Consider the following 25382-nt stretch of genomic DNA (forward strand, 5'->3'; position numbering starts at 1 on the left):
TTAAAAGTCCCGACCCTGGATTTGCAAGACCTTGCAGATGCAAGGCCAGGGGGAGAAACGTACACTGGCCGGTTCTTTCCCCGTACTGGCCGCTAGAGCCCACTGCACATGAACGCCCCGGTTGATGTTTCCTTTTTTCATCGCGATGCCAAACCGCTGACCAGCTACAAACCGTACTGGGCCAAGCGCTTTGGCCCGGCGCCGTTCCTGCCCATGACCCGTGCGGAGATGGATCAGCTTGGCTGGGACAGCTGCGACATCATCCTGGTCACGGGCGATGCCTATGTGGATCACCCCAGCTTCGGCATGGCGGTGATCGGCCGTGTGCTGGAGGCCCAAGGCTTTCGCGTGGGCATTATTGCCCAGCCCGACTGGACCAGCGCCGAAGCCTTCAAGGCTCTGGGCAAGCCCAACCTGTTTTGGGGTGTGACGGCCGGCAATATGGATTCCATGATCAACCGCTACACGGCTGATCGCAAGATTCGCTCCGACGATGCCTACACGCCCGGCGACGTGGGCGGCAAGCGCCCGGACCGCGCGGCCATCGTCTACAGCCAGCGCTGCCGCGAAGCCTACAAAGATGTGCCCATTGTGCTGGGCGGCATCGAAGGCTCGCTGCGCCGCATTGCCCACTATGACTACTGGAGCGACAAGGTGCGCCGTTCCATCGTGGTGGACAGCAAGTGCGACATCCTGCTTTACGGCAATGCCGAGCGGGCCCTGGTCGAAGTGGCTCACCGCATTGCTTCGCGCGAGCCGGTGGAAAACATCACCGATGTGCGCGGCACCTCGTTTTTCCGCCGTGCCTCGGAAGAGGGCTGGTTTGAAGTCGACTCTTCCACCGTGGACGAGCCCGGCGAAGTCGAGCCGCATATCAATCCCTATATGACCACCAGCGAGCAGGCGGAGGCCCAGGGCCAGACCTGCTCCAAGGAAGACGGCACGCAAGGTGATGCTACAGAAAATGTAGCTGCTGGCGCAGGTACATCTTGCGCTACAGGCCAAAAAGATGCCGCATCGGTGGCCCAGGTGCAGACGATTCAATTCGTGCCCAATCTCTCGCTGCGCAGCAAGTCCAAGCTGCCGGCGCGCGACCGCACCGTGCTGCGCTTGCCCAGCTACGAGGAAGTCAAGAGCGACCCCATCCTCTACGCTCACGCCAACCGCGTGCTGCACCTGGAAACCAATCCCGGCAATGCCCGTGCGCTGGTTCAGGCTCACGGCGAAGGCCTCACGGCCCGCGATGTGTGGATGAACCCGCCTCCCATTCCGCTGACCACGGCCGAGATGGACTGGGTGTTTGGCCTGCCATACGCCCGCAATCCGCACCCCAGCTATGCCGACAGCAAGGGCAGCCATGATGGCGAGACCAAGATTCCTGCCTGGGAGATGATCCGCACCTCGGTCAACATCATGCGCGGCTGCTTTGGCGGCTGTACTTTCTGCTCGATCACCGAGCACGAAGGCCGCATCATCCAGAGCCGCTCGGAAGACTCCATCATCCAGGAGCTGGAAGAGATACGCGACAAGGTCAAGGGCTTTACCGGCACCATTTCCGACCTGGGCGGCCCCACGGCTAATATGTACCGCCTGGGCTGCAAGAGCCCGCAGATCGAAGCGGCCTGCCGCAAGCCCAGCTGCGTGTTCCCCGGCATCTGCCAGAACCTGCACACCGACCATGCCCCGCTGATCAAAATCTACCGCCGTGCGCGCAAGCTGCCCGGCATCAAGAAGATTCTGATCGGCTCCGGCCTGCGCTACGACCTGGCCGTGAAGTCGCCCGAGTACATCAAGGAGCTGGTGCAGCACCATGTGGGCGGCTATCTGAAGATCGCGCCCGAGCATACCGAGGCCGGCCCGCTGGGCAAGATGATGAAGCCCGGCATCGGCAGCTATGACAAGTTCAAGCAGCTGTTCGAGAAATTCAGCGAAGAGGCCGGCAAAAAGCAGTTTCTGATTCCGTACTTCATTGCCGCCCACCCGGGTACCAGCGATGAGGACATGATGAATCTGGCCATCTGGCTCAAGAAGAACGGTTTCCGTGCCGATCAGGTGCAGACCTTCTACCCCAGCCCCATGGCCACCGCCACGGCCATGTACCACAGCGGCCGCAACACGCTGACCAAGGTACGCCGCCAGATGCGCGACGAGGCCGAGGAGCGCGTGGACATCGTGCGCGGTGAAAAACGCCGCCGCCTGCACAAGGCCTTTTTGCGCTACCACGACCCGAACAACTGGCCCATGCTGCGCGAGGCCTTGAAGGCCATGGGCCGGTCCGATCTGATCGGCAACGGCAAGCAGCATCTGATTCCTACCTTCCAGCCCATGGTGGACGGCAGCTATCAAAGTGCCCGCAAGAAAAACAGCACCCAGTCCGGCAGTGGCGGTGGCATCGGCTATACCGTCAACAAGGAAGGCAAGGCCGTGGCCGTGCGTCGGCGGACGCAGGAATCGAACGAGCCTCAGGGCGATGTGCGCTTCAGAACCGCCCAGCCCAAGCCCGGCCAGATGCTGAGCCAGCATACCGGCCTGCCTCCGCGCGCTGGTGTGAAGAGTGGCAAGCCCGCAGGCAAACCGGCTTTCAAGGCCGCGGCCAAGCCCGGCTCTGCAGCGCGCAAGCCGCGTTGATTGATCCTTGCCATAAAAAAAGCCCGGTTATCCGGGCTTTTTTGTGGCTTACAGGGCGAATGCAGTCATTGCGTGATCAATTCTCCGCACCACTGGGGCAGCTCGCCACCGGAGTTGGGCAGAAAGTATTCGGGCACCAGAGGGGTGGGGCGGGCAATGGCATAGCCTTGACCATAGTCCACCCCCATGGCCTGAAGGGCTCGCGCAATCTCGCGGCTTTCCACGAATTCGGCCACGGTCTTCTTGCCCAGAATATGGCCTATGCGATTGATCATCTCCACCATGGCGTGGTTGCTGGGCTCTTGCAGCATGTCGCGCACAAAGCCGCCGTCGATCTTCACATAGTCCACCGGCAGCTGCTTGAGGTAGGTCAGCGAGGACATGCCCACGCCGAAATCATCGAGCGCAAACCGGCAGCCCAGGGCACGCAGTGCCTGTATCAGTCGGGTGGCATTGCTCAGGTTGGCAATGGCGCTGGTTTCGGTGATTTCAAAGCACAGCAGATGCGGCGCAATACCGTGCAGCACGATCTGCTTTTTGACAAAGTGCAGCAGCTCCTCGTCATCCAGGCTGGCCCCGGAGAGATTGATGGCACAGGTATCCACGGGGCGAGAGCCCGCCGGACGCCGGGCCAGGCTTTGAAGGGCCTGGCTGATGACCCAGCGGTCCAGTGTGGGCATCATGCCGTAACGCTCGGCAGCCGGTATGAAGGCGCCGGGGGCTATGATCTGGCCTTGCTCATCCTTGAGGCGCAGCAGTACCTCGAAGTGCATGCCCCGTTCGTCGGGATTCTGCAGCGGGGCAATGGTTTGCGCATACAGGCAAAACCGATCCGAATCCAGGGCCGAGCGCACGCGCATCACCCATTCCATCTCGCTGACATAACGGTTGTAGGAACCGTCGTTGTGGGTATAGACAAAGACTTTGTTGCGCCCTTTGTCCTTGGCCTGGTAGCAGGCCATATCGGCCAGACGCAGCAAATCGGCCGCACTGCTGGCATCGCCTGGAATGTGCACCAGGCCCATGCTGAAGCCCGTGCGCAGGGTTTTGTTGCCCCATTGCACTTGCAAGGTCTCGGCGGCGGCGCGCAATTTTTCAGCAATCGCCATTGCGGCCTGAGGCGGGCAGTTTTCCAGCAGAATGCCGAATTCATCCCCGCCCATGCGAGCCAGCGAGTCTGATTCGCGCAGATTGCCCAGCAGCATGCGGGAAACCTCACACAAAACCTCGTCGCCAGCGTGATGGGAGCTGGTCTCGTTGATGAGCTTGAACTGGTCCAGATCGATATACAGCAGAGAGCAGGGCTTGATCTGATGGCGGCCCTGGTTGAGCAGATGCTGCAGCCGGCGCTCGAACTCGCCACGATTTTCCAGTCCTGTCAGCGTGTCATGGCTGGAGTTCCAGGAAAGCTGGTCCATGAACTGCTGCTCTCGCGAGACATCGCGCAGCACAATCACCGTGCCCGTCACCAGGCCGTCGCTCTTGATACTTGAGCCCACGACCTTGACCGGCAGAGTGCCGTGATTGTTGCGGCGCAGCCAGTGGGTCTGCTCGTCGCGGCGCGTGACATCCCCGCTCAGCAGCTGTTTCAACAGCACTTCGCTGCTGTAACTGGAGTCCAGGGAGTAAAACTGCAGCACATGCTTGAGCGAGCGGCCAATCGGGCTTTGCTGGCCTGCGCCCAACAAACCGAGGCCAACCGGATTGATATAGGTGAGCATTCCATGAGCGTCGGTGGTGATCACGGCATCGCCCAGAGCCGCAAGCGTGACTTGCGCACGCTCTTTTTCGGCATCCAGCACCGACTGGGTTTGCTGTCGCTGGCGCAATGCGCGCAGCGTGCTCAGGCTCCAGACCGCGACCAGCACCAGGGCCAGCGTACAGTTGATGCCCAAAAGAATGTAGACGATGCGGCGTGAACTTTGACCCAGTGAATCGGTAAAGGCCTTGGCTGCAGGCGATGCGCCGCTGTTGATCAGACCGATCTCTCGCTTCCAGGTCCTGATGGTCTCTTTGGTTGGCGGCTTGCTCTCGTTGTAGCCTTGCTCGACTTCTGCCGCCAGCAGCCCCAGTTGAGCCAGGTACTCATCACCCTGTTTCCAGTAGTAAACGGGCTCCTGTATCAATTTGAAATGGCGAAAATTGCGCAGCAGCCAGATCAGCGAATTGATGTCGTCGGGGTGATTGGCTCCTTGCAGCAGGCCTTTGCGTGCTGCAGCCAGATCTGGCGGGCTCTTCTCCAGTGCTTCGCGGGCATCGGAATCTCCGCGCGGTACCAGCATGGCGCTGTGGTATCTGTCCAGATGCTCGCGGTTGCCGGCTTCGGCATAGCGTGTCAAATAGTAGATGGCATCTTTTTGAGATTTCGACCAGAAGCTTTCGCCTGCAACAATGCCACGTACGGCAGACAGCAGGTAAATGCTGGTGCCGGCCGTGATCACCAGGATGGCCGTCAATAGTGCGAACGGCCAAACCCTTTGCCAGAATGCCAATCTGCTACCCCTAGGTTGAGTGCTCTGTTGCATATTGAGTAGCGCTGATGGGTGTGGTGTAAGCGATGCGCGAAAACAGGTTGAAATACCTCAATTCGAGCCATTAAAGTTCAGGCAACTCAAGCCGGCATCTGCAGTTCAATCTCAAAATTTGCGCATTCATCCGGGCCTTCTGTGAATAAACCCCCGTCTCTCACTTCTAAGTGTTTTAAATTGTTTAATTTGTATATGTATGCATTATCTCGCGAGCGATGTGCAATCAATGATTCAAAGCGGCAGCGCATGGCCCAATGCCGTATTTCTTCCTATTGCCCTATGTCAATGTGGCACACACTGCCTTGCCCTTCCGGCCTTTTGATCAGTGCGAAAAATCCACTAATGCGATAGCAAGCGATATCCTTATTTTGCGGTAGTTGGGTAACAAAGTGTTTGTAGGACGAGGTCGGCAAATGCCTGGGCGATATGGCTCACGCGGGATTGCCATGCTTTTAGGTACTTATCCGGTATCCAAGCCCTCGTGTGAGACTGCCTGTTTTACTGGCATTTGAAAGACAGCTGGTCCGGTTGCGCTGAGGCAGTCGGAGCTGCCGCCTGCTTTAGGCCGTAGCCTGAAATGCCTGCATGCCCTGCATGCAGTACTGAAGAAAACGATTGGCCGCTGGCGATAGATGCCGGCCGGTGCGCGTGATCAGCTGCATTTCTGCATTCTGGAAGGTGGGGCTATTGACGGGAATGGCGCACACGCGGCCCTGGGTCAGTTCGGTGGTGATGGAGCAGGGCGGCAGCAAGGTCACGCCCTGGCCGGTGGTCACAAAGCTGATCAGCACGCTGATCAGATTGCTGGTGAGAGCGGGGCTGAGGCGAATCCTGTCGGTCTGCTCGGCGTATTCCACCAGTTGCCGTATGCCGTAAACACCTTGCAGCAAGGCGATAGGCCATTGCGTCAGTTCCTGCAGCGAGGTGCTTTGCGCCTTGCTCAGGGCATGATGAGGGTTGACGATGGCATGCATGGGCTGGCGCGCCGAGCCGCGGGCGGTGATATGGCTGTCGGCAGGGGGGTAGTAGACCAGACCGACTTCGGCCTCATCCTCGCGCACGCGGCGCATGATTTCGTTGGTGCCGTAAATCTCCAGCGAGATGGACACGCCGGGATACTGCTGGCGAAACTGACGAATCGGCCCGTCAATCAGCTCCTGGGCAAAGCCTTCGCCGCTGACCACCTGCACGGAGCCGCTATGCAGGCCGCGCAGCGCATCCATCTTGGCCAACATGTCGTGGCGATGGGCCATATGCTGGCGGTAGTAATCCAGGATCAGCTGTCCAGCCTGCGTAGGCACGACTCCGCTGCGGTGGCGCTCCAGCAGGGCCACGCCCAGGGCGTCTTCCAGCAGACTGATCTGTCGGCTGACGGCCGAGGGAACAATGCCAAGCTTTTCTGCCGCTGCACGCACCGAGCCGCAGGTGGCGGCCTCATATAGATAGTGCGCACGAGAGTCTTGATAGGCAGGCATGAAGCGGAGCTTGAGTGATTCGGGATTCTGCTAGTGTCCACTTTTTTAGAACAGAAAATACAAAGTCATGAAATATATGCATTGATATATTCACCGCCAGTACAGGGTAGAGGCTTTGCGGCTCTGCCTTTGAATCATAGCAAGTGCTCGCTGTATGCATATACAGTGACTAAAAAGGAAATCGATGAGTACCGAGATGCAGCGAGCCAAGACGGCGTTGAACCTGGGCAGTGTGGTGCAGATATTTGCGCTGGCGCTGGTGATAGCAGCCCTGTCCGAATGGCTGGGGCCTTTGCCGATTGAGCTGGGCGTGGGCCGGGTGGTGCTGCTGCCCATGATCTGGGCGCTGCTGATTGGTCTGGTGCTGGGCTTGCTGAACAAACGTCTGCCTTCGCCGCTGAAGATCAGCCTGTACAGCCAGCATCTGGCGGCGGCCATCCTGTCTTCGGCGCTGTTTCTGTTCATTGCCAAGCTCGGTCTGCTGGTGGGCGGTTCGCTGCCGCAACTGGCTCAGGTGGGCTGGGGTCTGGTACTGCAGGAGCTGGGTAATCTGGTGGGCTGCATCATGCTGGGCATGCCGGTGGCGCTGTTGCTGGGGATCAAGCGCGAAGCGATTGGCGCTACCTTTTCCATCGGTCGTGAGCCCGGCCTGGCCATTGTGGGCGAGCGCTTCGGCATGGATTCGCCCGAAGGGCGCGGCGTGCTGGCCGAATACATCACCGGCACCTTGATCGGTGCGATCTTCATCTCTGTGCTGGCTGGCTTTGTGTCCAGCCTGAACATTTTTCACCCGCTGGCGCTGGGCATGGGTGCCGGCGTGGGTTCGGGCAGCATGACGGCTGCCGCCGTGGGCGCGATTGCGGCCCAGCATCCGGAGATGGCTGACCAGATCGCCACCTTTGCGGCTGCGGCCAATCTGATTGCGACCACGGTGGGCACTTATCTGACGCTGTTCATCTCCTTGCCGCTGGCGGTGCGCGCCTACCGCTTTCTGGAACCCATCCTGGGCCGCAACCGCAAGGCGGTGGCAGTGGAGCAAAGCGTCACGGCCGAGCCACAGGAAACCGTGCACGCACCCGTGCTGGGCCTGGGCATGCGCCTGGCCTCGTGGCTGCTGGTGGGCGCCATGGTGCTGATTGGCAACCGTATCGGTTACGGCGTTCCCATGCTGGATGCACTGCCGGGTGTGCTGATCATCATCTTGGCCGTGCTGGTTGGCGATCTGATCTATGTGGGCACCCGCCGCAAGCTGCCCGCGGTGTGCTGGATCTCCTTCATCGCCATGGCCATGACCTTCCCCCACACGCCTTATGCCGCCGAAGTGGCGGCGCTGACCGGCAAGGTGAGCTTTCTGGCCATGATCACGCCCATGCTGACCTTTGCAGGCCTGTCGCTGGCCAAGGACATCCCGGCCTTCCGCCGTCTGGGCTGGCGCATTGTGGTGGTTTCGTTGTTGGCCAATGCGGGCGTGTTTCTCGCCGCGACGGTGATTGCACAGTCTTTTGTGCACACCATGTGAACTGATTGAATCGAGGAGCATGCAATGAGCAGCATTCATTCACCCAAGAATTCATCCAACATCTGGCCTGAGCTGGCAGAGTTGCAATCTTGGCGCCACGATTTTCACCGCCACCCCGAAACCGCGTTCAAGGAACACCGCACCAGCGCCCGCGTGGCCGAGCTGCTGAGCAGCTGGGGACTTGAGGTGCACACCGGCTTGGCCGGCACCGGTGTGGTGGCCGTGCTCCAGGGCGCACTGGGCGAAGGCCCCAGCATCGGTCTGCGTGCCGATATGGACGCGCTGCACGTGCATGAGCTCAACCAGTGCGAGCATGCATCCCAGCACCAGGGCCGCATGCATGCCTGCGGGCATGACGGCCACACCAGCATGCTGCTGGGTGCGGCCAAGGTGCTGGCAGCCCAGCCGGACTTTGCCGGCACCGTGAACTTCATCTTCCAGCCCGCCGAGGAAAACGAAGGCGGCGCGCGCGAGATGATTGCGGAAGGCCTGTTCGAGCGCTTTCCCATGCAGGCCGTCTACAGCATGCACAACTGGCCGGGCCTGCCGGTGGGGACGGCGGCCGTGCACTCCACGGCGGTGATGGCGGCGTTTGATATTTTCGATCTGACGCTGACCGGCAAGGGCTGCCATGCGGCCATGCCTCATCTGGGCAAGGACGCCTTGCTGGCGGCCTGCCAGCTGGTGAGTCAGCTGCCGGCGCTGATTGCGCGGGAGCAGGAGGTGCACAAGCCTGCCGTGCTGAGTGTGACCAGTTTCAACGCCGGTGACACCTATAACGTGATGCCCGAAGTCATCAAGCTGCGCGGCACGGTGCGCTGCTTTGACATGGCGCAGCGTGCTCGCATCGAGCAGCGCTTTCGCGATGCGATTGCCGCCACCTGCGCGCTGCACGGTCTGCAGGCCGATCTGGACTACCGCGTGAGCTACCCGGCCACTATCAACAACCCCATCCACGCCGAAATCTGTGCCGAGGTGCTGACCGAGGTGCTGGGCCAGGGCCATGTGCGCCGCGACATGCAGCCCAGCATGGCCTCTGAAGACTTTGCCTTCATGGCCCAGGCCTGCCCCGGTGTCTATATCTGGATGGGTAACGGCGAAAACAGCGCCTCGCTGCACAACCCACATTACGACTTCAACGACGCGGTCCTGCCTCTGGGTGCGCGCTATTGGGTGGAATTGGTCAGCGCCTTGTTGCGCGAGGGCAAGCTGCCCAAAGCCTGAAGATGGATTTTCGAATTGCTACAGATGTAGCGTGACAAAAGCCTACGTCAGGCGCAAGTGATGGCTTGGCGGCAGCTTGGGGCTCTGGCTGCCGCTCCCCAAGCGGCTGTTGTGTCATCTGCTGTACGCCTAGGTTCAAGGTTTTGTCGATAGTCAGCAGTAACTCTTTATTTGATAGCTGCTGGCGATTGCCTTCAATGTGCTTGAAGGCTTTTCCTATATAAATGTTACCGAACCTGAGTCTTGGCTGTTCGCCGCTGCGATGACAGCAAATTGACAACAAGAAAAGGCCAGGGTCAAAGCCCAAATCGCTGAGCACATGGTTCTATGATGTGTTTAGCGCTCCGAATTTCGGAGCGTGCGTGGTGGCCGTCTTGAAAGCGCAGCCAACACAGTGAGGCCGATTCATGGCTTGGGTTGGGTTGTCGCTGGCTGGCAGACGCCAGGCGTCTATGACACCAGTCCTGTGTTGCTTGCTTTGAACGGACAGGCTACCTTCTGCAGGTGTTGCTTTCCAGGCCTTGGGCCTTTCACGCGGCGTTCGCCGCATTCACGTATCGCAACGCTGCCTGCCAAATCCCGGCCGCACGGCGTGTATCGCCGTGCCGGCCTTGATACAGGAAGGCGCTTTATGCACTCTGCCGACTTATGGGCAAAACTGGCACCGGGTCACTTTCCTGCGCTGCTCAGTTGGTGCGTGCTGGTGGGCGCTGCGGCGCTATTGGGTCATATGGTGCACCGCGTGTCCGGTTTTCCGCGCATGCTGGGCTATACCGCTGTGGGGCTGGTGGCCGGCTGGCTGGGCTTTGGTGATCTGCCCTGGCCGCTCAGAGGCAATACGGCGCTGCTGCTGGAAATCGCCGTAGGCACCAGCGTGCTGGTGGCAGCATCGCAAATTTCGCTGCGCTGGTTGTTCAAGCAACCCTGGCTGCTGCTGCAAAGCCTGGGCGAGTCTCTGATCACTCTGGGTTTGACGGCCGGCCTGCTGGTGGCCCTGGGCTGGGGCTGGCCGGTGGCGCTGGCCGTGGGCGTGATTGCCATGGCGGCATCGCCCGCCGTGTTGCTGCGCATTGCCGAAGATCTGCGTGCCAGCGGCGCGGTGACGGACCGCAGTGTGCTGCTGGCGACGGTGAGCAGCTGGCTGGCGCTGCTGGCCGGCTTGGTGCTGACGGCATCCTGGGTGCCGGTGAGTGACATTTTGGGCCCGACCACGGGCACCGAGCCCGCGCAGTTGACGCAGATGCGTTTTTCCGCCTCCGGTCTGCTGGCCGGTCTGTATAACGTGGCGCTTTCACTGCTGTGGGCGGCTTTGTTGGCGGCGGCTCTATGGCCGGTGCTGCGCTGGAAATCCTCGCGCAGCGACACCACGGCGCTGTATCTGCTGGCCGCTCTGGCTGCGACCTGCCTGATGGCCGAGCACTGGGGCGGTTCCGCTGTTTTCGCCTTTATGGTGGCCGGCTTGCTGCTGCGCAATTTGAGTGCCAAGCCGCTGCTCTGGCCCCAGGCTTTTCAGGCGGCGAATGCCATGCTCAATCTGGTGATGTTTGTGCTGGTGGCCAGCATGGCGGCGCAGGTGCAGCTCAATGGAGCCATGTTCTTTGTGGTGCTTTGTGTGGTTCTGGCGCGCATGACGGGCAAGCTGGGTTCCATCTTGCTGCTGGGCCACGGCACGGGCCTGGGCTGGCGGCGCCAATGGCCCGTGGCCTGCGCTCAGCTTCCGTTGTCCGGTCTGGCCCTGGTACTGGCTTCGTCCATTGCCTGGCAGTGGATGCCGCTGAACCCGGGCGTGGCACAGCAGGTCTCGGCCATTGCCTTGCCGCTGATCGTGATCTGCGAGTTGCTGGGCGTGTTGGCAGCATCGGCGGCGCTGTGGCGCTCGGGTGAGGCGCACCGCGGCATAGGCCGCACGGCGCTGTTGAGAGGGGAAAAACGCCATGACACATGAAACCACCGAGATTCAGAGTCCCAGCGCCGGTTCCGGCTTGGGCGAGTTTGCATCGTCCCAGGCATTGACGCTGGGGGTGGAGCTGGAGCTGCAGCTGCTCAATACCCACCACTACGACCTGACGCCTTATGCGCCGGACATGTTGGCCCTGCTGAAGAACACGCCGGTGCCGGGCTCCATCGTGCCCGAGGTGACGGCCAGCATGATTGAGATATCGACGGGCATCTGCACCGACGCACAGGACGCTTACCAGCAACTGGCCGTCACGCGCGATGCACTGGTCAAGGCGGCAGATCGCCTCAATATCGCCATTGCCGGCGGCGGTACCCATCCGTTTCAGCAATGGCACCAGCAGCGCATTTACGACAAGCCCCGCTTCAAAGAAGTGACGGCGCTGTACGGCTATTTGACCAAGCAGTTCACCATCTTCGGCCAGCATGTGCATGTGGGCTGCCCCGATGCCGATGCCGCGCTGATGATGCTGCACCGCCTGTCGCGCTATATCCCGCATTTCATTGCGCTGTCGGCTTCCAGCCCCTTTGTCCAGGGCCAGGACACGGCCTTCGACTCGGCCCGGCTCAACTCGGTCTTCGCTTTTCCGCTCTCGGGCCGGGCACCGTTTGCCCTGCACTGGGAGGATTTCGAGCGCTACTTCGACAAGATGGCGGCCACGGGCGTAATACAAAGCATGAAGGACTTTTACTGGGACATCCGGCCCAAGCCCGAGTTTGGCACGGTGGAAGTGCGGGTGTTCGACACGCCGCTGTCTATCGAGCGCGCCGCCCAGCTGGCCGCCTATGTCCAGGCCCTGGGTGCCTGGTTTTTGAGCGAGAACCCGTTCGAGCCCAGCGAGGATGACTATCTGGTCTATACCTACAACCGCTTTCAGGCCTGTCGCTTCGGGCTGGAAGGCAGCTATGTCGATCCGGTGAGCAGCGAACAATCGGTGCTGCGCGAACATATTGCGCTCACGCTGGAGCGCATCACGCCTTACGTCACGGCGCAGAGCAGGCCGGCCCTGCAGCAGTTGCGCAACAGTCTGAATCTGGGCGGCAACGACGCCAGCTGGCTGCGCGCATGTTATGCCGACGCTCAGCAACTGCCCGAGGTGGTGCGCCAAGCTGCACTGCGCTTCAGAGGGGCGCAGCCTTAAGCGGACAAAGACTGTTGTTTCAATGAAAAGAGCTGCCAGCCCTTGTCGATAAAGCGCTGGCAGCTCTTGTTTTTGAAGGCTTGCGCTTCAGGCTTCGATTACCTTGATGGCATAGCCTTGGCCCGAGGCAATCACTTGCAGCAGGCGGTCGATATTGGGGTGAGCGCCGGGTCGGGCCTTGGCGTCGTCCGTGTGCTCGGCAAAGAGTTGCAGACCTTCTTCGGCGGCGGCGACATTGATGCTGCCGTGCTTGACAGCCAGTGCGTTGTACACGGTGACGGAGCCGGCTTTGCCTGGTGCATTGGGAATGCTGGCGGCCAGGCCGCCGTCAGCGGCGATCAGCTGCAGCTCGGCAATGTGCTCGATGGAGGGGAGTTGCTTGAGGTTGTCGGCAAAGGCCATGGTGAACAAGTGCGCTATGGTTGAGAAAGTAGGCATTGTGCGGGATGAGCACAGAGCTTTCAGCAAAAGACTTGGCTTGCGCGGTTGCTAGCCATTGGTGGTTGGTTTGCTATTAAATAAATAACTACTACTCCTTTATATTCAAAGGGTAGAAGCTGATTTCACATGAATTTTTGCGGGCTCATTCAATCTCTTGCGGCAGTTCGGCGGTGAGCAGCTGCAGAGATTTTTCCAGCGCCTGGTGACGCTCGGCCAGTTCGGGCAAGCCGGCAATTTCCTGCAACTCTCTGGCAATAGCCTGGTGGGCCTGGGCTGCCAGGACTTTCCAGTCTGCCGTGGACAGTAGTTGCTTGGCGGCAAGCAGCAAATCCGGTCTTGCATGCTTATCCGCCAGGGACAGTTTTTTGACCACGTTGAGTGCAAACGGCGGGCACAGCAGGATCTGCAGGGCGATGGAGCGGGCTTCTTTGGCATGGCCATGCCGACCATGGCGCCAGGCCAGGGCCGACAGCCACAGGGTGGTGAGGTAAATCAGCCCCAGCGCAATCAATTGCAGCTGTTGGGAATGCAGCACCAGCAGCGCGGCAGGCAAGAGAACAAACAGCCAGGCGGCCAGCAGATAGATAGGCAGGGCAAAGCCTTTGACGCGTTGCGCATCTGCGGCAAGGCGCTGGGTCGTGCTGAGATCTCCTGCAAGGGCGATGTGCGTGGCATCCCAGTTCAGGCGGTAAAGCGGTTGGTGCGGCAAAAAAATTGGCGGCCACAACAGCCAGGCGCGGCGCAGTTCAAAACCGCTCATGGCCAGGCGGCCGTGCCAGCGCCTGGCGCCGGCGCGCAGCAGGCCTTGATGGGGTTGCAGGGCCAGAGCAGCGTCGTAGCCGTAGAAAAGGCAGATGGCCAGCACAATCTGCACTTCGATGCTGACGGTGAAATACAAGAGCGGTCGCGCTTTCCTTGAGGTGGGCTTTGCAATGACAAACCCCGCGATCTTAGCGATACGCGGGGCTGGCTTGAGGCGCTGAGCGCCGTCTAGGGCTGCATCAGCTGGCCTTTTTGCGCCCGAAGAGCTTGCCCAGACCGGCAAACAAGGCCACGGCCGCGGCGGCGATGAACTTCCAGCCGGCAGCCAGGAAACCGCCAATCACGCCCCACAGGCCTTTCTTGGTCGCCACGGCAGCCGCGCCGCCCAGCACCAGCGCGCCCAGGCCGATGGCGGCCACCTTGTCGCCGTTCTTGAATTCGGAGTAGTTCTGGCCGCTGTGATAGTTGAAGCCGGTCAGCAATTTCTTGAACTCTTCGGTATTGCTGGCCAGGGCCTCGGTGTCGGAGACCAGGATGGCGCTCATCACACCGCTGCGCCCCAGAATGCGCGCGGTGTAGTTCACATTGCGCTGGCCTGACTCATCGCGCAGGCGCAGACCCCATTCCAGGCGACGCGTGCCCGTGTCGTAGTGGGGCGCGACCTGCCAGCCTTCGGTATAGAGCGCTTCAAGTCCCAATTTTTTGCGCTCCTTGTTGCCGGCTTCGTCGCCCGATTGCATGGATTTAAGCAGCTCGGCGGCGTCGATCTTCTCGTCATCCTTGACATAGCCGGTGTCGTCGAACGAGAACACGGCAAACCAGTCCAGTGATTGGGGGGCGATCAGAAAGTGCTCGCTGCTGGGCGGGTTACCAAAGATCTGCAGCAGCTTGGAAGTATCTTGCTGGCCCAAAAAGCCATAGCCTTCGGGAATTTTGATGCTGGCCTTGCCGGCAATCTCACCCTGGCCGCTGCTGACCCAGGCCAGCTGCTTTATCTGTTCGGGCACGCGGCCCGGTTCTTCTGTCTTGGCCCACAGTCCCAGGGACAGTGACAGACCTAAGACAGCGGTGGCGATGGACTTGAACATGCGAATGACCTCCTTGTTATGAATCTATTGGGTACGGCTTTTGTCGCTTCACTTTTTGCGGCTGGATGCGCGGGCATCAAGGCGTGACGCAGGCGATGAAGGCGCGCCGATTATTGGCGGGCCTGCCGCCGCTTGGCAATGCGCATGCACAAGGTTTGCAATTGGCTGCCGTCCAGAAAGCAGGGCCGAGTTTCACACTGGTTGTTGACATATCATCTATCAAAAGTAAAACGGGAGACGCTTTGGCTGAAACGCTGATAGATAACGGGCTGCAGACCCGTCAGGGCGGGGGAATCCATCCCTCATGGATAGTCATGGCCGCGGGCGTGAGCGGCGCTTTGCACGTGGGCAAGCTGCCGCCGGCCGTGCCGGTGTTGCAGCAGGAGCTGGGCATCACTCTGGTGCAGGCCGGCTTTCTGCTTTCCACCGTGCAGGTGGCTGGCATGGTGCTGGGCCTGGTCGTAGGCCTGGGCGCGGACAAATGGGGGCTGCGCCGCAGCCTGCTGACGGGCTTGCTGTTGATGGCTCTGGCCAGTGCCCTGGGCGCCTGCGCTCGCAGCGTGGACTGGCTGCTGGGGCTGCGGGCCATGGAGGGCCTGGGCTTTTTGCTGATTGCCATGCCGGGGCCGGCGCTGATTCGCCGCAGCTGCGCACCCCATGAGCTGGGAACGCGCATGGGCTGGTGGGGTGCTTATATGCCCCTGGGCAGCGCCCTGGGTTTGCTGCTGGGCCCCTGGGTGCTCAAGTTCAGCTCCTGGCAGCTGTGGTGGTTGCTGCTGGGCGCGGTCTCGTTGCTGGCGGCCTGGGTGGTATGGCGCAAAGTGCCCGCCGATCCACTGCCTGCAGGCGTGCATATGAATGCTCAGGCCCGGACCCTCACCGATGCAGGCTGGCGTCCGCGCTTGGCGCTGACGCTGCGCACGCCGGCGCCCTGGCTGGTGGCGCTGAGCTTTATGCTGTATTCGGGGCAATGGATGGGCATTGTTGGCTTCTTGCCCACGATTTATGGCCAGGCGGGGCTGAGCGCCGAGATGGCCGGCATGCTGACGGCCCTGGTGGCGGCAGCCAACACGATTGGCAATGTGGCGTCTGGCAGATTGCAGCTACAGGGCTGGAGCGCCGGGCGCTGTCTGCAAACCGGCTTTGTGCTGATGGGCTTGTGCGCCGTAGCCGCCTATGCGCAAGTGGACGGCCAGCCGCTGGCGCCGCTATGGCTGCGCTTTGTGGCTGTGTTCCTGTTCTCGGCCGCTGGCGGGCTGATTCCGGCCACCTTGTTCACCTCGGCCATGCGGCTGGCGCCCAGTCAGAACACGGTCTCCACCAGCGTGGGCTTTATGCAGCAATGGTCCTGCCTGGGCCAGTTCGCAGGTCCGCCCCTGGTGGCTGCCGTGGCAACGGCCATGGGCGGCTGGCAATGGACCTGGGTGATCACCGGCGTGTTCTGCGCGGCCGGCTGGGGCCTGGCGGCGTTGATCCAGCGCCAATGGGCGGCTCTTGCGTCTGGAGCTTCTGCTCATTGAATTCATAGCTGTCAGTGCAGGTGAGCAAAGGGTTTTCGCCGGTTTTCATGGTTTTGTTGCGCTGATTCAAGCTGAATCAGCACGCTTGCGGTTAGGCTTGGCCTATAGCCATCAGGAGTCCAATACTCATGAAAAAACGCCAGTTTCTGACCACGGCGGCATCGGGCACGGCCTGGGCTGCTGTTGCAAGCTCCGCTTTGCTGAGCGCCTGCACCACGGCAGCGGTGGGCGAGTCCCAAACTCAAAGCCAGGCGCAGGCGCCTGCTCAGGGGGCAACCCGGCCTGGCCAGGCCGAACAAATCTATTTTGGCGGCCCGATTCTCACCATGAACGACGCCCAGCGGCAGGTGCAAGCGCTGGCCGTGGCGGGCGGGCTGATTCTGGCGGTGGGCACGCGCGATGAAATCTTTGCCTTGCGCGGTACCGAGACGCGCATGGTGGATTTGCAGGGCCATACGCTGATCCCCGGCTTTGTGGACCCGCACAGTCATCTGGGCGGCGTGGGCCTGCAGGCCATCTCCGCCAATCTGCTGCCCCCGCCGGACGGCCGCAATGCCTCGATTGCCCAGTTGCAACAGACCTTGCGCGAGTATCTGAAGACCTCGCCTGAGGTGAAATCTCTGGGCATGGCCTTTGGCTTTGGCTATGACGACTCCCAGCTCAAGGAGCAGCGCCATCCCACGCGGGCGGATCTGGATGCGGTCTCCAAAACCGTGCCGATTGTGGCGATTCACCAGTCCGGCCACTTTGGCGCACTCAATTCCGCAGCTCTGGCCAAGGCCGGCATCGGCGCGGCAACGCCAAATCCCGAAGGCGGCGTGATTCGCCGCAAAAAAGGTAGCAACCAGCCCGATGGCGTGCTGGAGGAAAACGCGTTTTTCCACAGTCTGGCCAAGATCATGCCCAGGCTGACGCAGGAGCAATCGATTCAGTGGCTGGAAAAAGCCCAGCAGCTGTATCTGCAGTTTGGCTACACCACGGTGCAGGACGGCCGGGCCGACCCCGGAGCCGTGGCCACGGCGATTGCGGCTGCCGAAGCCGGGCGGCTGCTGGTGGATGTGGTGTCCTACCCCGACATCTTGCAGATGGGCGAAGGCGCTTTCATGCGCGGGCCGTATTACGGGCGAAGCTACAAGCATAATTTGCGCATAGGCGGGGTCAAGCTCACGCTGGACGGCTCGCCCCAGGGCAAGACAGCCTGGCTGACCCAACCCTACCTTGTGCCGCCCCACGGGCAAAAGCCAGGCTACAGAGGCTATGGCGCGCTCAGCGATGCCCAGGCCAATGCCCAGGTGGCCAAGGCCATCAGCAACGGCTGGCAGATTCTGGTGCACGCCAATGGCGATGCGGCTATTGACCAGTTCATCCGGGCGGTGCGCGCCAGCGGCCCGGTGGATAAAGCCCGCGCCGTGCGGCCGGTGCTGATTCACGGCCAGACGCTGCGGCGCGACCAGATTCCTCAGCTCAAGGAGCTGGGCATTGTTCCTTCGCTGTTCCCCATGCACACGTTCTACTGGGGCGACTGGCATCGCGACTCGGTGCTGGGCAACGAGAGAGCACAAAACATCTCGCCCACAGGCTGGGTGCTGCAGCAAGGCATGCGTTTTACCTCCCACCACGACGCACCCGTGGCCTTGCCCTCGTCCCTGCGGGTGCTGGACGCGACGGTGCATCGCACCACCCGCAGCGGCAAGCTGCTGGGAGCCGAGCACCGTGTCTCGCCCTGGGTGGCGCTGCAGGCCCAAACCATTTGGTCGGCCTGGCAGTACTTTGAGGAAGAGCGCAAAGGCAGTCTGGAAGCCGGCAAGCTGGCCGATCTGGTGATTCTTTCGGACAACCCGCTGACCGTGGAGCGCCACCAACTGGCCCATCTCAAGGTGCTGGAGACCATCAAGCAAGGGCGCAGCCTGTATCGGGCGCCTTGAAATTCCGGCTGCTTATGAATGGATAGCGTTCTGCGCTTGTCAGCTATGGGCTAAAGCCCTGTTTTACTTAAAATCAACTAGCACCCGGCCCGGCCATGGTCCGGGCGTTTCAGCTGTCCAGCAGCTGCACAATGCGCTGCCATTCAGCTTCGCTGACCGGCGTGATCGACAGACGGTTGCCTTTTTGCAGCACCCGCATCTGGGCCAGATCGGGTTGTTCGCGCAGCTCGGCAATCCGCAGCGGGCGGGTCTTGCGTTCGGCCTGCACGTCCAGCGTCAGCCAGCGCGGTTTGTCTGGAGAGGATTTGGGGTCGTAGTAAGGATCGGCCGGGTCGAACTGCGAGGGATCGACACGCAGATTGCCGGCAATGCGTGCCAGGCCGTAGATACCAGGTTCGGCGCAGCTTGAATGCCAGTACAGCACGCCGTCGCCCACTTGCATCTCGTCGCGCATGAAGTTGCGCGCCTGGTAATTGCGCACGCCGTTCCAGGCAATGGTCTGCCCGGGCGCGGCCAGGGCATGGTCAATCGAGTATTCGTCGGGCTCGTTTTTCATCAGCCAGTAACGGCGCCCGGACGCGGAAGTTGTTGAGCTTGCGTTCATGGTGAGTTCATTGACCTTTGCCATCGCCTTGGCGGTTGCGGCCCCAGGGGCCTCGATCGGCCTGACTCCAGCTGCGTGCGCTGGCGCTGCTTTGCTCTACTGTATGGGCCGTGCGACGCAAGCGGCCGGGCAGGTCAAGATTGGCGTGTTCGACCACGCGCAGGCAATCCTGGATATGGCGCTCGCCCAGATAGCGCAGCGTGGCATAGCCCAAGGCCGCTGCTGCCACGGTTCCGGCCAGGGGCACGTATTTGGCGGCCTGTTTGGTGGTCATGCGCATGCCGGCGGCGCGTGCCAGGCGCATCACCACATCGCGGGTAATGAACTTGCCAATCACCACCGAGCCCACCATGGCCACGGCTTTCTGTACCTGTTCACGTTTGGTGGGGCTCAGTTGATCCAGTTGCTCGGGCGTGAGGCCGAACTCCTCGTTGATGCGCGGCAACAGCTGGGAGAGCAGGGCGGCATCCACGGCCCAGTCCAGTCCCGGAATCGGAATGGTGCTGACGGCAGCGCCAAACAAGGCGCGTTTTTTGAGTAGGGCACGCGCGCGTGCCGCGGCCTGGGCCACATCGTCTCGGCTGGCGAAGGCCGAAGATGCGGGAGATGGCTGAGCGGCTTGGGGAGATGCCTGGGAAGAGGCTTGAGGTTTTTGGGTCCACATGAATCAATCCTTTGGATGCCAGGCGTCAAAAGCAAAAGCCGCCAAGGCACAAGAGCCAGCTCCTGTACCTTGCGGCCTGAAATGCGGCAGTCAAGACTATACGGTCATTGCTGCGCAATCAACTTATGCGATCAACTGGCCTTGCTTCTGACAACGGCGTAGACGAACAGCAAGACAATGGCGCCGACGATGGAGGCAATCCAGCCTGCCGCCTGGCCCTGCTGATACCAGCCCATGGCCACGCCCACATAGCTGGCCAGAAAGGAGCCGGCTATGCCTAGCAAGATCGTCATGATCCAGCCCAGCTTGTCATCGCCGGGTTTAAAGGCGCGCGCCAGCAAACCCACGATCAAACCCACAAACAGCGTACCCAAAATTGACATAGGAAAGTTCCTCAGCATTGATTGACGATTGACTCTAGGGGGGTGTGCAACAGCCGCTTGTCGGACGCCGTCCTTTGTCTGCGCGGGTCTGAATCCGCAGGGTTAGGCCATGGTGTGCAAGTCATGCCAGCCCATGAGGCAGGCAATAAAAAACGCCTGCAGGGCAGGCGTTTTTTGGGGCGTCACAGATTCACTGAGGCAGCGCTGCGGCGGCCGTCAGAGCGGCTGCCGTGGCATCGGCGCCCTGAGCGCCTTCTACGCGGCGGGCGCCGTCAAAGCGGTGTGCCCAGTAGGAAGTCTGCATGCTTTCCACCCGTACGCTGGCGCCGGTGCGGGGAGCGTGGATGAATTTGCCTTCGCCAACATAAATGCCCACATGGCTGAAAGCACGGCGCATGGTGTTGAAAAACACCAGATCGCCGGGCTTGAGCTCGTCGCGGTCGATCTTCTGGGTGGCCTGGGCTTGCTCGGCAGCCAGACGGGGCAAAACCTTGCCCACGGTCTGCGAGTAGATGGCGCGCACAAAACCGCTGCAATCAAAGCCGGTTTCAGCGCTGTTGCCGCCAAAGCGATAAGGAACACCCAGAAAACCCATGGCCGTGACGACCAGATCGGAGGTTTTCTCGGCTACGTTCTGGCGCGCTTCGCGAACGAAGTCGGAAGTACGCTCGGCCATGGAGTGGCGCGCTTCACGCAGCTGGGTGATGAGACCGCGGTTGACCAGCAACTGGGTCATGTCGTCGTCACGCTGTTCGCTGGGTGCCGCATGTGCGGTTGTAACGCCGACAAAGAGGAGTGCAATAAGCCATCTGGACATGGGGCGTGAGGGTACCACGTTAATTTGTAGGATGGGACCTCCATTTCCATGTTCTACCCTAGGTTTTTGATCTCAAGCAGTAAATGCCTTGCGGGCATGAGCTTATTGCCTAATGTGCTCTCAAAATTGAAGCGCATTGCGGTCGGTGTTCGGTCGGTGTTTTCCCGGTTCTGTCTCTGGCGATTTCGGGCGAAGCACAAGCTGTGCTACCCCGGGTTTTTACCGGTCTGAATCGCGTAAAGCAGGGCGAGCAGCGACAATAGCGCCCTATAGCGATGGAGGGTGAAGCTTTCACCCTCCATCACAAGCAAAAGTACAAGATTTCTCAGAAAGAACTGCCATGCTGTTAGAAGCCGCCGAATCGCAACTGGTGCTGGTCGATTACCAGGACAAGCTCATGCCCGTGATCCACGAAGGCCAGGAGGCCTTGGTCAATGCCATCAAGCTGGCCAAGCTGGCCCAGATGCTGGACGTGCCGGTCTGGGGAACGGAGCAGAACCCTTCGCGCCTGGGCGCCAACCAAGCCGAGTTGAAGGCCTTGTGCGGCAAGACGCTGGAGAAGATGTATTTCAGCGCTGTGGCCGAAGGCCTGGGCGAATGGCTGCGTCCGCCAGCCAAGGCCCCGAGCGGCAATGCCCGCAGCCTGCCCAAGCACCTGCAAAAGCCCCAGCAGCAAGCGCCCGAGCGCAATATGGTGGTGATCGCCGGTTGCGAAACCCATGTCTGCCTGCTGCAGACGGCGCTGGAGCTGCTCGAGGAAGAGTTTGACGTCTGGGTGGTGACGGATGCCTGCGGCTCGCGCACCGAGCGCAATCGCGATGCAGCCTTTGACCGCCTGGCCGGTGCTGGTGCCGAACTGGTGACCACCGAGATGGTTATGTTTGAATGGCTGCGCACCTGTGAAGATCCGGCCTTCAAGGAAATGCTGGCGCTTGTGAAATAAGTGCGGGTAGCTATCGGATTGATATCAAACCGATCTCGATAAGAAAAAGATAAGAAAAGCGCCTTCGGGCGCTTTTTTCATTGCTGTCGCACTGTGGTGCAGGAAAGCCCGGATGGGCAAGTCGGCCCGGCTTGATTGAATTCAGACAAGAGCCTGTCAGTTTTTGGCAAGCGCATTATGAATAATTATGAATTCAGAAGACTCTCTGCAAAGGATGGAGAGTCAAGGAGACCGACATATGAACACCAACCAGCAGACAGACAAGCAGGCGCGCGCACGGTTTGAGGATTTCTATCAGCGCTCCATCAACGACCGCGATGCCTTCTGGGCCGAGCAGGCCGAGCTGATAGCCTGGCAGCAAAAGCCCACGCAGATCTGCGACTACAGCAACCCGCCTTTTGCCCGGTGGTTTGTGGGCGGCACCACCAATCTGTGCCACAACGCCGTGGACCGTCATCTGGCGGCGCGTGGCGATCAGAAGGCGCTGATCGCCATTTCCACCGAGACCAACACGGAAAAGACCTATACCTACCGCGAACTGCATGCCGAAGTAAACCGCATGGCGGCCGCGCTGCAGGCGCTGGGCGTGGAAACAGGCGACCGGGTGCAGATTTACATGCCCATGATTGCCGAGGCGGCCTTTGCCATGCTGGCCTGCGTGCGCCTGGGGGCGATTCATTCCGTGGTGTTTGGCGGCTTTGCCTCGGGAGCGCTGGCTTCGCGCATCGACGATGCCCAGCCCAAGGTGATTGTGAGCGCCGATGCTGGTTCGCGCGGCGGCCGTGTCGTGGCTTACAAGCCTTTGCTGGACGAGGCGCTCAAGCAATCCAGCCACCAGCCTGCGGCCGTGCTGATGGTCAATCGCGGCCTGGCCGATATGCCCATGCGCGCCGGCCGCGACCATGATTGGGCCGCCTTGCGCGCTTTGCACAGCGAGGCGGCGGTCGATTGCGTCTGGGTGGAGTCCACCCATCCCAGCTACACCCTCTACACCAGCGGCACCACGGGCAACCCCAAGGGCGTGCAGCGCGATACCGGCGGCTATACGGTGGCGCTGGCCTCCAGCATGCCCCATATTTTTGATGCCCAGGCCGGCCAGACTTTTTTCTGCACCAGCGACATAGGCTGGGTGGTGGGCCATAGCTATATCATCTACGCACCGCTGATTGCGGGCATGGCCACCGTCATGTATGAGGGCCTGCCGATCCGTCCCGATCCCGGCGTGTGGTGGAGCATTGTGGAGAAGTACCAAGTCACCCATATGTTCTCGGCACCCACGGCGATACGGGTGCTCAAAAAGCATGATGCAGACTATCTGAACCGCTACGATATCTCCAGCCTTAAAGCCTTGTGGCTGGCCGGCGAGCCGCTGGACGAGCCCACGGCCGCCTGGATCAGCGGCGCCATCAGCAAGCCCATCATTGACAACTACTGGCAGACCGAAACCGGCTGGCCCATCATGACGCTGTGCAACGGCATAGCGCCGCAGGCCACGCGCTTTGGCAGCCCGGGCAAGGCCGTGTATGGCTACAACGTCAAGCTGATCGACGACGCCACCGGCGAAGAGCTGAGCACGCCGAATCAGAAAGGCGTGCTGGCAATCGAAGGGCCGCTGCCGCCGGGCTGCATGCAGACCGTCTGGCGCGACGATGCGCGTTTTGTGAACACCTACTGGAAGAGCATCCCTGGCCGCATGGTCTACAGCACCTTCGACTGGGGCGTGCGAGACGAGGACGGCTATTACTTCATCCTGGGGCGCACCGATGACGTGATCAATGTGGCCGGCCATCGTCTGGGCACGCGCGAGATCGAGGAAAGCATTTCGGCGCATCCGCAGATTGCCGAAGTGGCCGTGGTGGGCGTGGCCGATACGCTCAAAGGGCAGACGGCCCTGGCCTTCGCCATCGTGCGCGATGCCTCAGCTGTGGCCGATGAGGCGGCTTGCAAGGCGCTGGAAGCCGATGTGATGAAGCTGGTTGATTCCCGTCTGGGGGCAGTGGCCAGACCATCGCGGGTGATTTTTGTCTCGGCCCTGCCCAAGACGCGCAGCGGCAAATTGCTGCGTCGGGCCTTGCAGGCGGTGGCCGAAGGGCGCGATCCCGGCGATTTGAGCACCATGGAAGATCCGGCTGCGCTGGCCCAAGTGCAGCAAAGGCTGTAAATACTGCCGGTAAAGCCGTAGCAGCTATAAAAAGGTGAGTGAATGCAAGGCCTGCTGCAGGATGCCGCAGGCCTTGTTGTTTGCCGCCTAAAATCGATGGCTTGGCCGGCGCCACCGCGCGCCCGGCAAACCAGAATTCAAACTTCCCGAGAAAGAGTCGCCGTGCAAGTTGCTGCTTCCATTTTCAAAGCCTATGACATCCGCGGCATCGTGCCGTCCACGCTGACCGAAGAGGTAGCACGCGGTATCGGCCGTGCTTTTGGCATGGCGGCACTGGTGGCCGGTGAAAAGACGGTGGCCGTGGGCCGCGACGGCCGTATTTCCGGCCCCGCGCTGTCTTCGGCGCTGATGCAGGGCCTGACCGATGTGGGCGTGAACGTGATCGATATCGGCATGGCGACCACGCCCATGCTGTATTTTGCGGCGGCCACGCTGTGCACCAGCGGCATTCAGGTCACCGGCAGCCACAATCCCAAGGATTACAACGGCTTCAAGATGGTGCTGGGTGGCCGCGCCATCTATGGCGACGAAATCCAGGCCTTGCGTGTGCGCATGGACACCGAGGACTGGGTCATCACCGGCACGGGCCAGATGTCCCAGGCCGATGTGCTGGCCGACTACACGGCCCGCATTCTGGGCGATGTGAAGCTGGCCCGCCCCATGAAGGTGGTGGTGGACTGTGGCAACGGCGTGGCCGGTGCCTCGGCACCCGCCATCTTCCGCCAACTGGGCTGCGAGGTGGTGGAGCTGTTTTCCGAAGTGGATGGCGATTTTCCCAATCACCACCCCGATCCCAGCAAGCCCGAGAACCTGCGCGATGTCATTCACGCCCTGCAGACTACCGATGCCGAACTGGGCCTGGCTTTTGACGGCGACGGCGACCGACTGGGTATTGTGACCAAGGACGGCCAGACCATTTACCCCGACCGCCAGATGATGCTGTTTGCCCGGGACGTGCTCTCGCGGGTGCCCGGCGGCGCCATTGTGTTTGACGTGAAGTGCACGCAGCGCCTGGCTCCCGAAATCGAAGCGGCCGGTGGCAAGGCCGTGATGTTCAAGACTGGCCACTCCCTGGTCAAGGCCCGCATGAAAGAGCTGGGCGCGCCCCTGGGTGGCGAGATGAGCGGCCATATCTTCTTCAAGGAGCGCTGGTTCGGTTTCGACGACGGCACGTATGCCGGCTGCCGTCTGCTGGAAATCGTGAGCCGCGAGGCCGACCCCAGTGCCTTGCTCAACGGTTTGCCCACCAGTCACTCGACGCCCGAGCTCAACGTGAGCTGCGCCGAAGGCGAGCCCCACCGTCTGGCAGCCGAACTTCAAGCCCTGGCTGCGACGGAGTTTGAGGCGCCGGCCCAGGTCAGCACCATTGACGGCCTGCGTGTGGACTGGCCCGATGGCTTTGGTCTGATCCGCGCCAGCAACACCACACCGGTGCTGGTCCTGCGTTTTGAAGGCCATAGCGAAGCGGCTTTGCAGCGTATTGAAGCCAAGATGCTGGCGCTGCTCAAGCGCGTCAAACCCGACGCGCAAGTGGGTAGCGCTGCGCATTGAGATGAAACACCCCCTGAGCGGCGTTGCCGCTTCCCCCTTGGAGGGGACGAT

At 61.1% G+C, this 25382-nt stretch carries 19 protein-coding genes; 10 read left to right on the forward strand and 9 right to left on the reverse strand.

The genetic code is table 11. The annotated features are described in order from the left end of the window. The first annotated feature begins 108 nt into the window (after positions 1-108). Positions 109-2628: a YgiQ family radical SAM protein gene (locus ACNAZA_RS13330; protein ID WP_415797045.1), complete on the forward strand. Its 2520-nt coding sequence runs from the start codon at positions 109-111 to the stop codon at positions 2626-2628. A gap of 65 nt (positions 2629-2693) precedes the next feature. Here the strand turns inward: ACNAZA_RS13330 and ACNAZA_RS13335 are convergent, their stop codons facing one another. Beyond that, the gene (locus ACNAZA_RS13335) at positions 2694-5153 is read right to left on the reverse strand and encodes a putative bifunctional diguanylate cyclase/phosphodiesterase (protein WP_415797046.1); all 2460 of its coding nucleotides are present in this window, start codon (positions 5151-5153) and stop codon (positions 2694-2696) included. Positions 5154-5716: 563 nt separating this feature from the next. Beyond that, positions 5717-6631: a LysR family transcriptional regulator gene (locus ACNAZA_RS13340; RefSeq protein WP_415797047.1), complete on the reverse strand. Its 915-nt coding sequence runs from the start codon at positions 6629-6631 to the stop codon at positions 5717-5719. Between the two features lie 184 nt (positions 6632-6815). Between ACNAZA_RS13340 and ACNAZA_RS13345 the strand changes: the two genes are divergently transcribed. From ACNAZA_RS13345 to ACNAZA_RS13360, 4 genes are all read left to right on the forward strand, one after another. Beyond that, positions 6816-8150 carry a DUF3100 domain-containing protein gene (locus tag ACNAZA_RS13345; protein ID WP_415797048.1) on the forward strand — a complete coding sequence of 445 codons (1335 nt, stop codon included), beginning with the start codon at positions 6816-6818 and terminating at the stop codon, positions 8148-8150. Positions 8151-8174: 24 nt separating this feature from the next. Beyond that, positions 8175-9374, forward strand: coding sequence for a M20 aminoacylase family protein (locus ACNAZA_RS13350; RefSeq protein ID WP_415797049.1), 1200 nt, complete (start codon positions 8175-8177; stop codon positions 9372-9374). 631 nt (positions 9375-10005) lie between these two features. Further along, positions 10006-11319 (forward strand): cation:proton antiporter domain-containing protein, encoded by a 1314-nt coding sequence (locus tag ACNAZA_RS13355; protein ID WP_415797050.1) that lies wholly within the window; start codon positions 10006-10008, stop codon positions 11317-11319. Continuing rightward, on the forward strand, positions 11309-12472 hold the full coding sequence (locus tag ACNAZA_RS13360; RefSeq protein ID WP_415797051.1) for a YbdK family carboxylate-amine ligase: 1164 nt from the start codon (positions 11309-11311) through the stop codon (positions 12470-12472). The genes ACNAZA_RS13355 and ACNAZA_RS13360 overlap by 11 nt, the downstream gene beginning before the upstream one ends. An 87-nt stretch (positions 12473-12559) precedes the next feature. On the opposite strand, the gene ACNAZA_RS13365 is transcribed toward ACNAZA_RS13360, so the two are convergent. The 3 genes from ACNAZA_RS13365 to ACNAZA_RS13375 all read right to left on the reverse strand — a co-directional run bounded on the left by ACNAZA_RS13365 (position 12560) and on the right by ACNAZA_RS13375 (position 14763). After that, positions 12560-12874: a DUF2322 family protein gene (locus ACNAZA_RS13365; protein WP_415797101.1), complete on the reverse strand. Its 315-nt coding sequence runs from the start codon at positions 12872-12874 to the stop codon at positions 12560-12562. A gap of 181 nt (positions 12875-13055) precedes the next feature. Then, the gene (locus tag ACNAZA_RS13370) at positions 13056-13811 is read right to left on the reverse strand and encodes a hypothetical protein (protein ID WP_415797052.1); all 756 of its coding nucleotides are present in this window, start codon (positions 13809-13811) and stop codon (positions 13056-13058) included. 103 nt (positions 13812-13914) lie between these two features. After that, positions 13915-14763 (reverse strand): DUF2167 domain-containing protein, encoded by an 849-nt coding sequence (locus ACNAZA_RS13375; protein WP_415797053.1) that lies wholly within the window; start codon positions 14761-14763, stop codon positions 13915-13917. A gap of 314 nt (positions 14764-15077) precedes the next feature. Here ACNAZA_RS13375 and ACNAZA_RS13380 point away from each other — a divergent pair, with 314 nt between their 5' ends. Both ACNAZA_RS13380 and ACNAZA_RS13385 read left to right on the forward strand, forming a co-directional pair. Continuing rightward, positions 15078-16283, forward strand: a complete 1206-nt coding sequence (locus ACNAZA_RS13380; protein ID WP_415797102.1) for an MFS transporter — start codon at positions 15078-15080, stop codon at positions 16281-16283. A gap of 128 nt (positions 16284-16411) precedes the next feature. After that, on the forward strand, positions 16412-18208 hold the full coding sequence (locus ACNAZA_RS13385) for an amidohydrolase (RefSeq protein ID WP_415797054.1): 1797 nt from the start codon (positions 16412-16414) through the stop codon (positions 18206-18208). Between the two features lie 109 nt (positions 18209-18317). Here ACNAZA_RS13385 and ACNAZA_RS13390 read toward each other — a convergent pair whose 3' ends face one another. The 4 genes from ACNAZA_RS13390 to ACNAZA_RS13405 all read right to left on the reverse strand — a co-directional run bounded on the left by ACNAZA_RS13390 (position 18318) and on the right by ACNAZA_RS13405 (position 20676). Beyond that, complete coding sequence (locus ACNAZA_RS13390) at positions 18318-18812, reverse strand: EVE domain-containing protein (RefSeq protein WP_415797055.1); 495 nt, start codon at positions 18810-18812, stop codon at positions 18318-18320. Between the two features lie 7 nt (positions 18813-18819). Next, positions 18820-19476, reverse strand: coding sequence for a hypothetical protein (locus ACNAZA_RS13395; RefSeq protein ID WP_415797056.1), 657 nt, complete (start codon positions 19474-19476; stop codon positions 18820-18822). A 131-nt stretch (positions 19477-19607) separates the two neighbouring features. Beyond that, on the reverse strand, positions 19608-19859 hold the full coding sequence (locus ACNAZA_RS13400) for a GlsB/YeaQ/YmgE family stress response membrane protein (protein ID WP_415797057.1): 252 nt from the start codon (positions 19857-19859) through the stop codon (positions 19608-19610). A gap of 190 nt (positions 19860-20049) precedes the next feature. Further along, positions 20050-20676 carry a C40 family peptidase gene (locus tag ACNAZA_RS13405; protein ID WP_120967775.1) on the reverse strand — a complete coding sequence of 209 codons (627 nt, stop codon included), beginning with the start codon at positions 20674-20676 and terminating at the stop codon, positions 20050-20052. A 340-nt stretch (positions 20677-21016) separates the two neighbouring features. Between ACNAZA_RS13405 and ACNAZA_RS13410 the strand changes: the two genes are divergently transcribed. The 3 genes from ACNAZA_RS13410 (at position 21017) to ACNAZA_RS13420 (ending at position 25331) form a co-directional block, all read left to right on the forward strand. Beyond that, positions 21017-21619 (forward strand): isochorismatase family protein, encoded by a 603-nt coding sequence (locus tag ACNAZA_RS13410; RefSeq protein ID WP_415797058.1) that lies wholly within the window; start codon positions 21017-21019, stop codon positions 21617-21619. A gap of 238 nt (positions 21620-21857) precedes the next feature. Further along, a complete protein-coding gene (locus ACNAZA_RS13415; RefSeq protein ID WP_415797059.1) occupies positions 21858-23780 on the forward strand; it encodes a propionate--CoA ligase in 1923 nt (640 codons plus the stop codon). A gap of 162 nt (positions 23781-23942) precedes the next feature. Then, positions 23943-25331, forward strand: coding sequence for a phosphomannomutase/phosphoglucomutase (locus tag ACNAZA_RS13420; protein ID WP_415797060.1), 1389 nt, complete (start codon positions 23943-23945; stop codon positions 25329-25331). Positions 25332-25382: the final 51 nt, after the last annotated feature.

Origin of the sequence: Comamonas aquatilis (assembly GCF_965139575.1) — a bacterium.
GTDB classification, from domain to species: Bacteria; Pseudomonadota; Gammaproteobacteria; order Burkholderiales; family Burkholderiaceae_C; genus Comamonas; species Comamonas aquatilis.

Bases quoted from the DNA above. Each gene is read 5' to 3' on its own strand.
- ACNAZA_RS13330 (WP_415797045.1), top strand. From the start codon at position 109: ATGAACGCCCCGGTTGATGTTTCCTTTTTTCATCGCGATGCCAAACCG.
- ACNAZA_RS13335 (WP_415797046.1), bottom strand. From the start codon at position 5,153: ATGCAACAGAGCACTCAACCTAGGGGTAGCAGATTGGCATTCTGGCAA.
- ACNAZA_RS13340 (WP_415797047.1), bottom strand. From the start codon at position 6,631: ATGCCTGCCTATCAAGACTCTCGTGCGCACTATCTATATGAGGCCGCC.
- ACNAZA_RS13345 (WP_415797048.1), top strand. From the start codon at position 6,816: ATGAGTACCGAGATGCAGCGAGCCAAGACGGCGTTGAACCTGGGCAGT.
- ACNAZA_RS13350 (WP_415797049.1), top strand. From the start codon at position 8,175: ATGAGCAGCATTCATTCACCCAAGAATTCATCCAACATCTGGCCTGAG.
- ACNAZA_RS13355 (WP_415797050.1), top strand. From the start codon at position 10,006: ATGCACTCTGCCGACTTATGGGCAAAACTGGCACCGGGTCACTTTCCT.
- ACNAZA_RS13360 (WP_415797051.1), top strand. From the start codon at position 11,309: ATGACACATGAAACCACCGAGATTCAGAGTCCCAGCGCCGGTTCCGGC.
- ACNAZA_RS13365 (WP_415797101.1), bottom strand. From the start codon at position 12,874: ATGGCCTTTGCCGACAACCTCAAGCAACTCCCCTCCATCGAGCACATT.
- ACNAZA_RS13375 (WP_415797053.1), bottom strand. From the start codon at position 14,763: ATGTTCAAGTCCATCGCCACCGCTGTCTTAGGTCTGTCACTGTCCCTG.
- ACNAZA_RS13380 (WP_415797102.1), top strand. From the start codon at position 15,078: ATGGCCGCGGGCGTGAGCGGCGCTTTGCACGTGGGCAAGCTGCCGCCG.
- ACNAZA_RS13385 (WP_415797054.1), top strand. From the start codon at position 16,412: ATGAAAAAACGCCAGTTTCTGACCACGGCGGCATCGGGCACGGCCTGG.
- ACNAZA_RS13390 (WP_415797055.1), bottom strand. From the start codon at position 18,812: ATGAACGCAAGCTCAACAACTTCCGCGTCCGGGCGCCGTTACTGGCTG.
- ACNAZA_RS13395 (WP_415797056.1), bottom strand. From the start codon at position 19,476: ATGTGGACCCAAAAACCTCAAGCCTCTTCCCAGGCATCTCCCCAAGCC.
- ACNAZA_RS13400 (WP_415797057.1), bottom strand. From the start codon at position 19,859: ATGTCAATTTTGGGTACGCTGTTTGTGGGTTTGATCGTGGGTTTGCTG.
- ACNAZA_RS13405 (WP_120967775.1), bottom strand. From the start codon at position 20,676: ATGTCCAGATGGCTTATTGCACTCCTCTTTGTCGGCGTTACAACCGCA.
- ACNAZA_RS13410 (WP_415797058.1), top strand. From the start codon at position 21,017: ATGCTGTTAGAAGCCGCCGAATCGCAACTGGTGCTGGTCGATTACCAG.
- ACNAZA_RS13415 (WP_415797059.1), top strand. From the start codon at position 21,858: ATGAACACCAACCAGCAGACAGACAAGCAGGCGCGCGCACGGTTTGAG.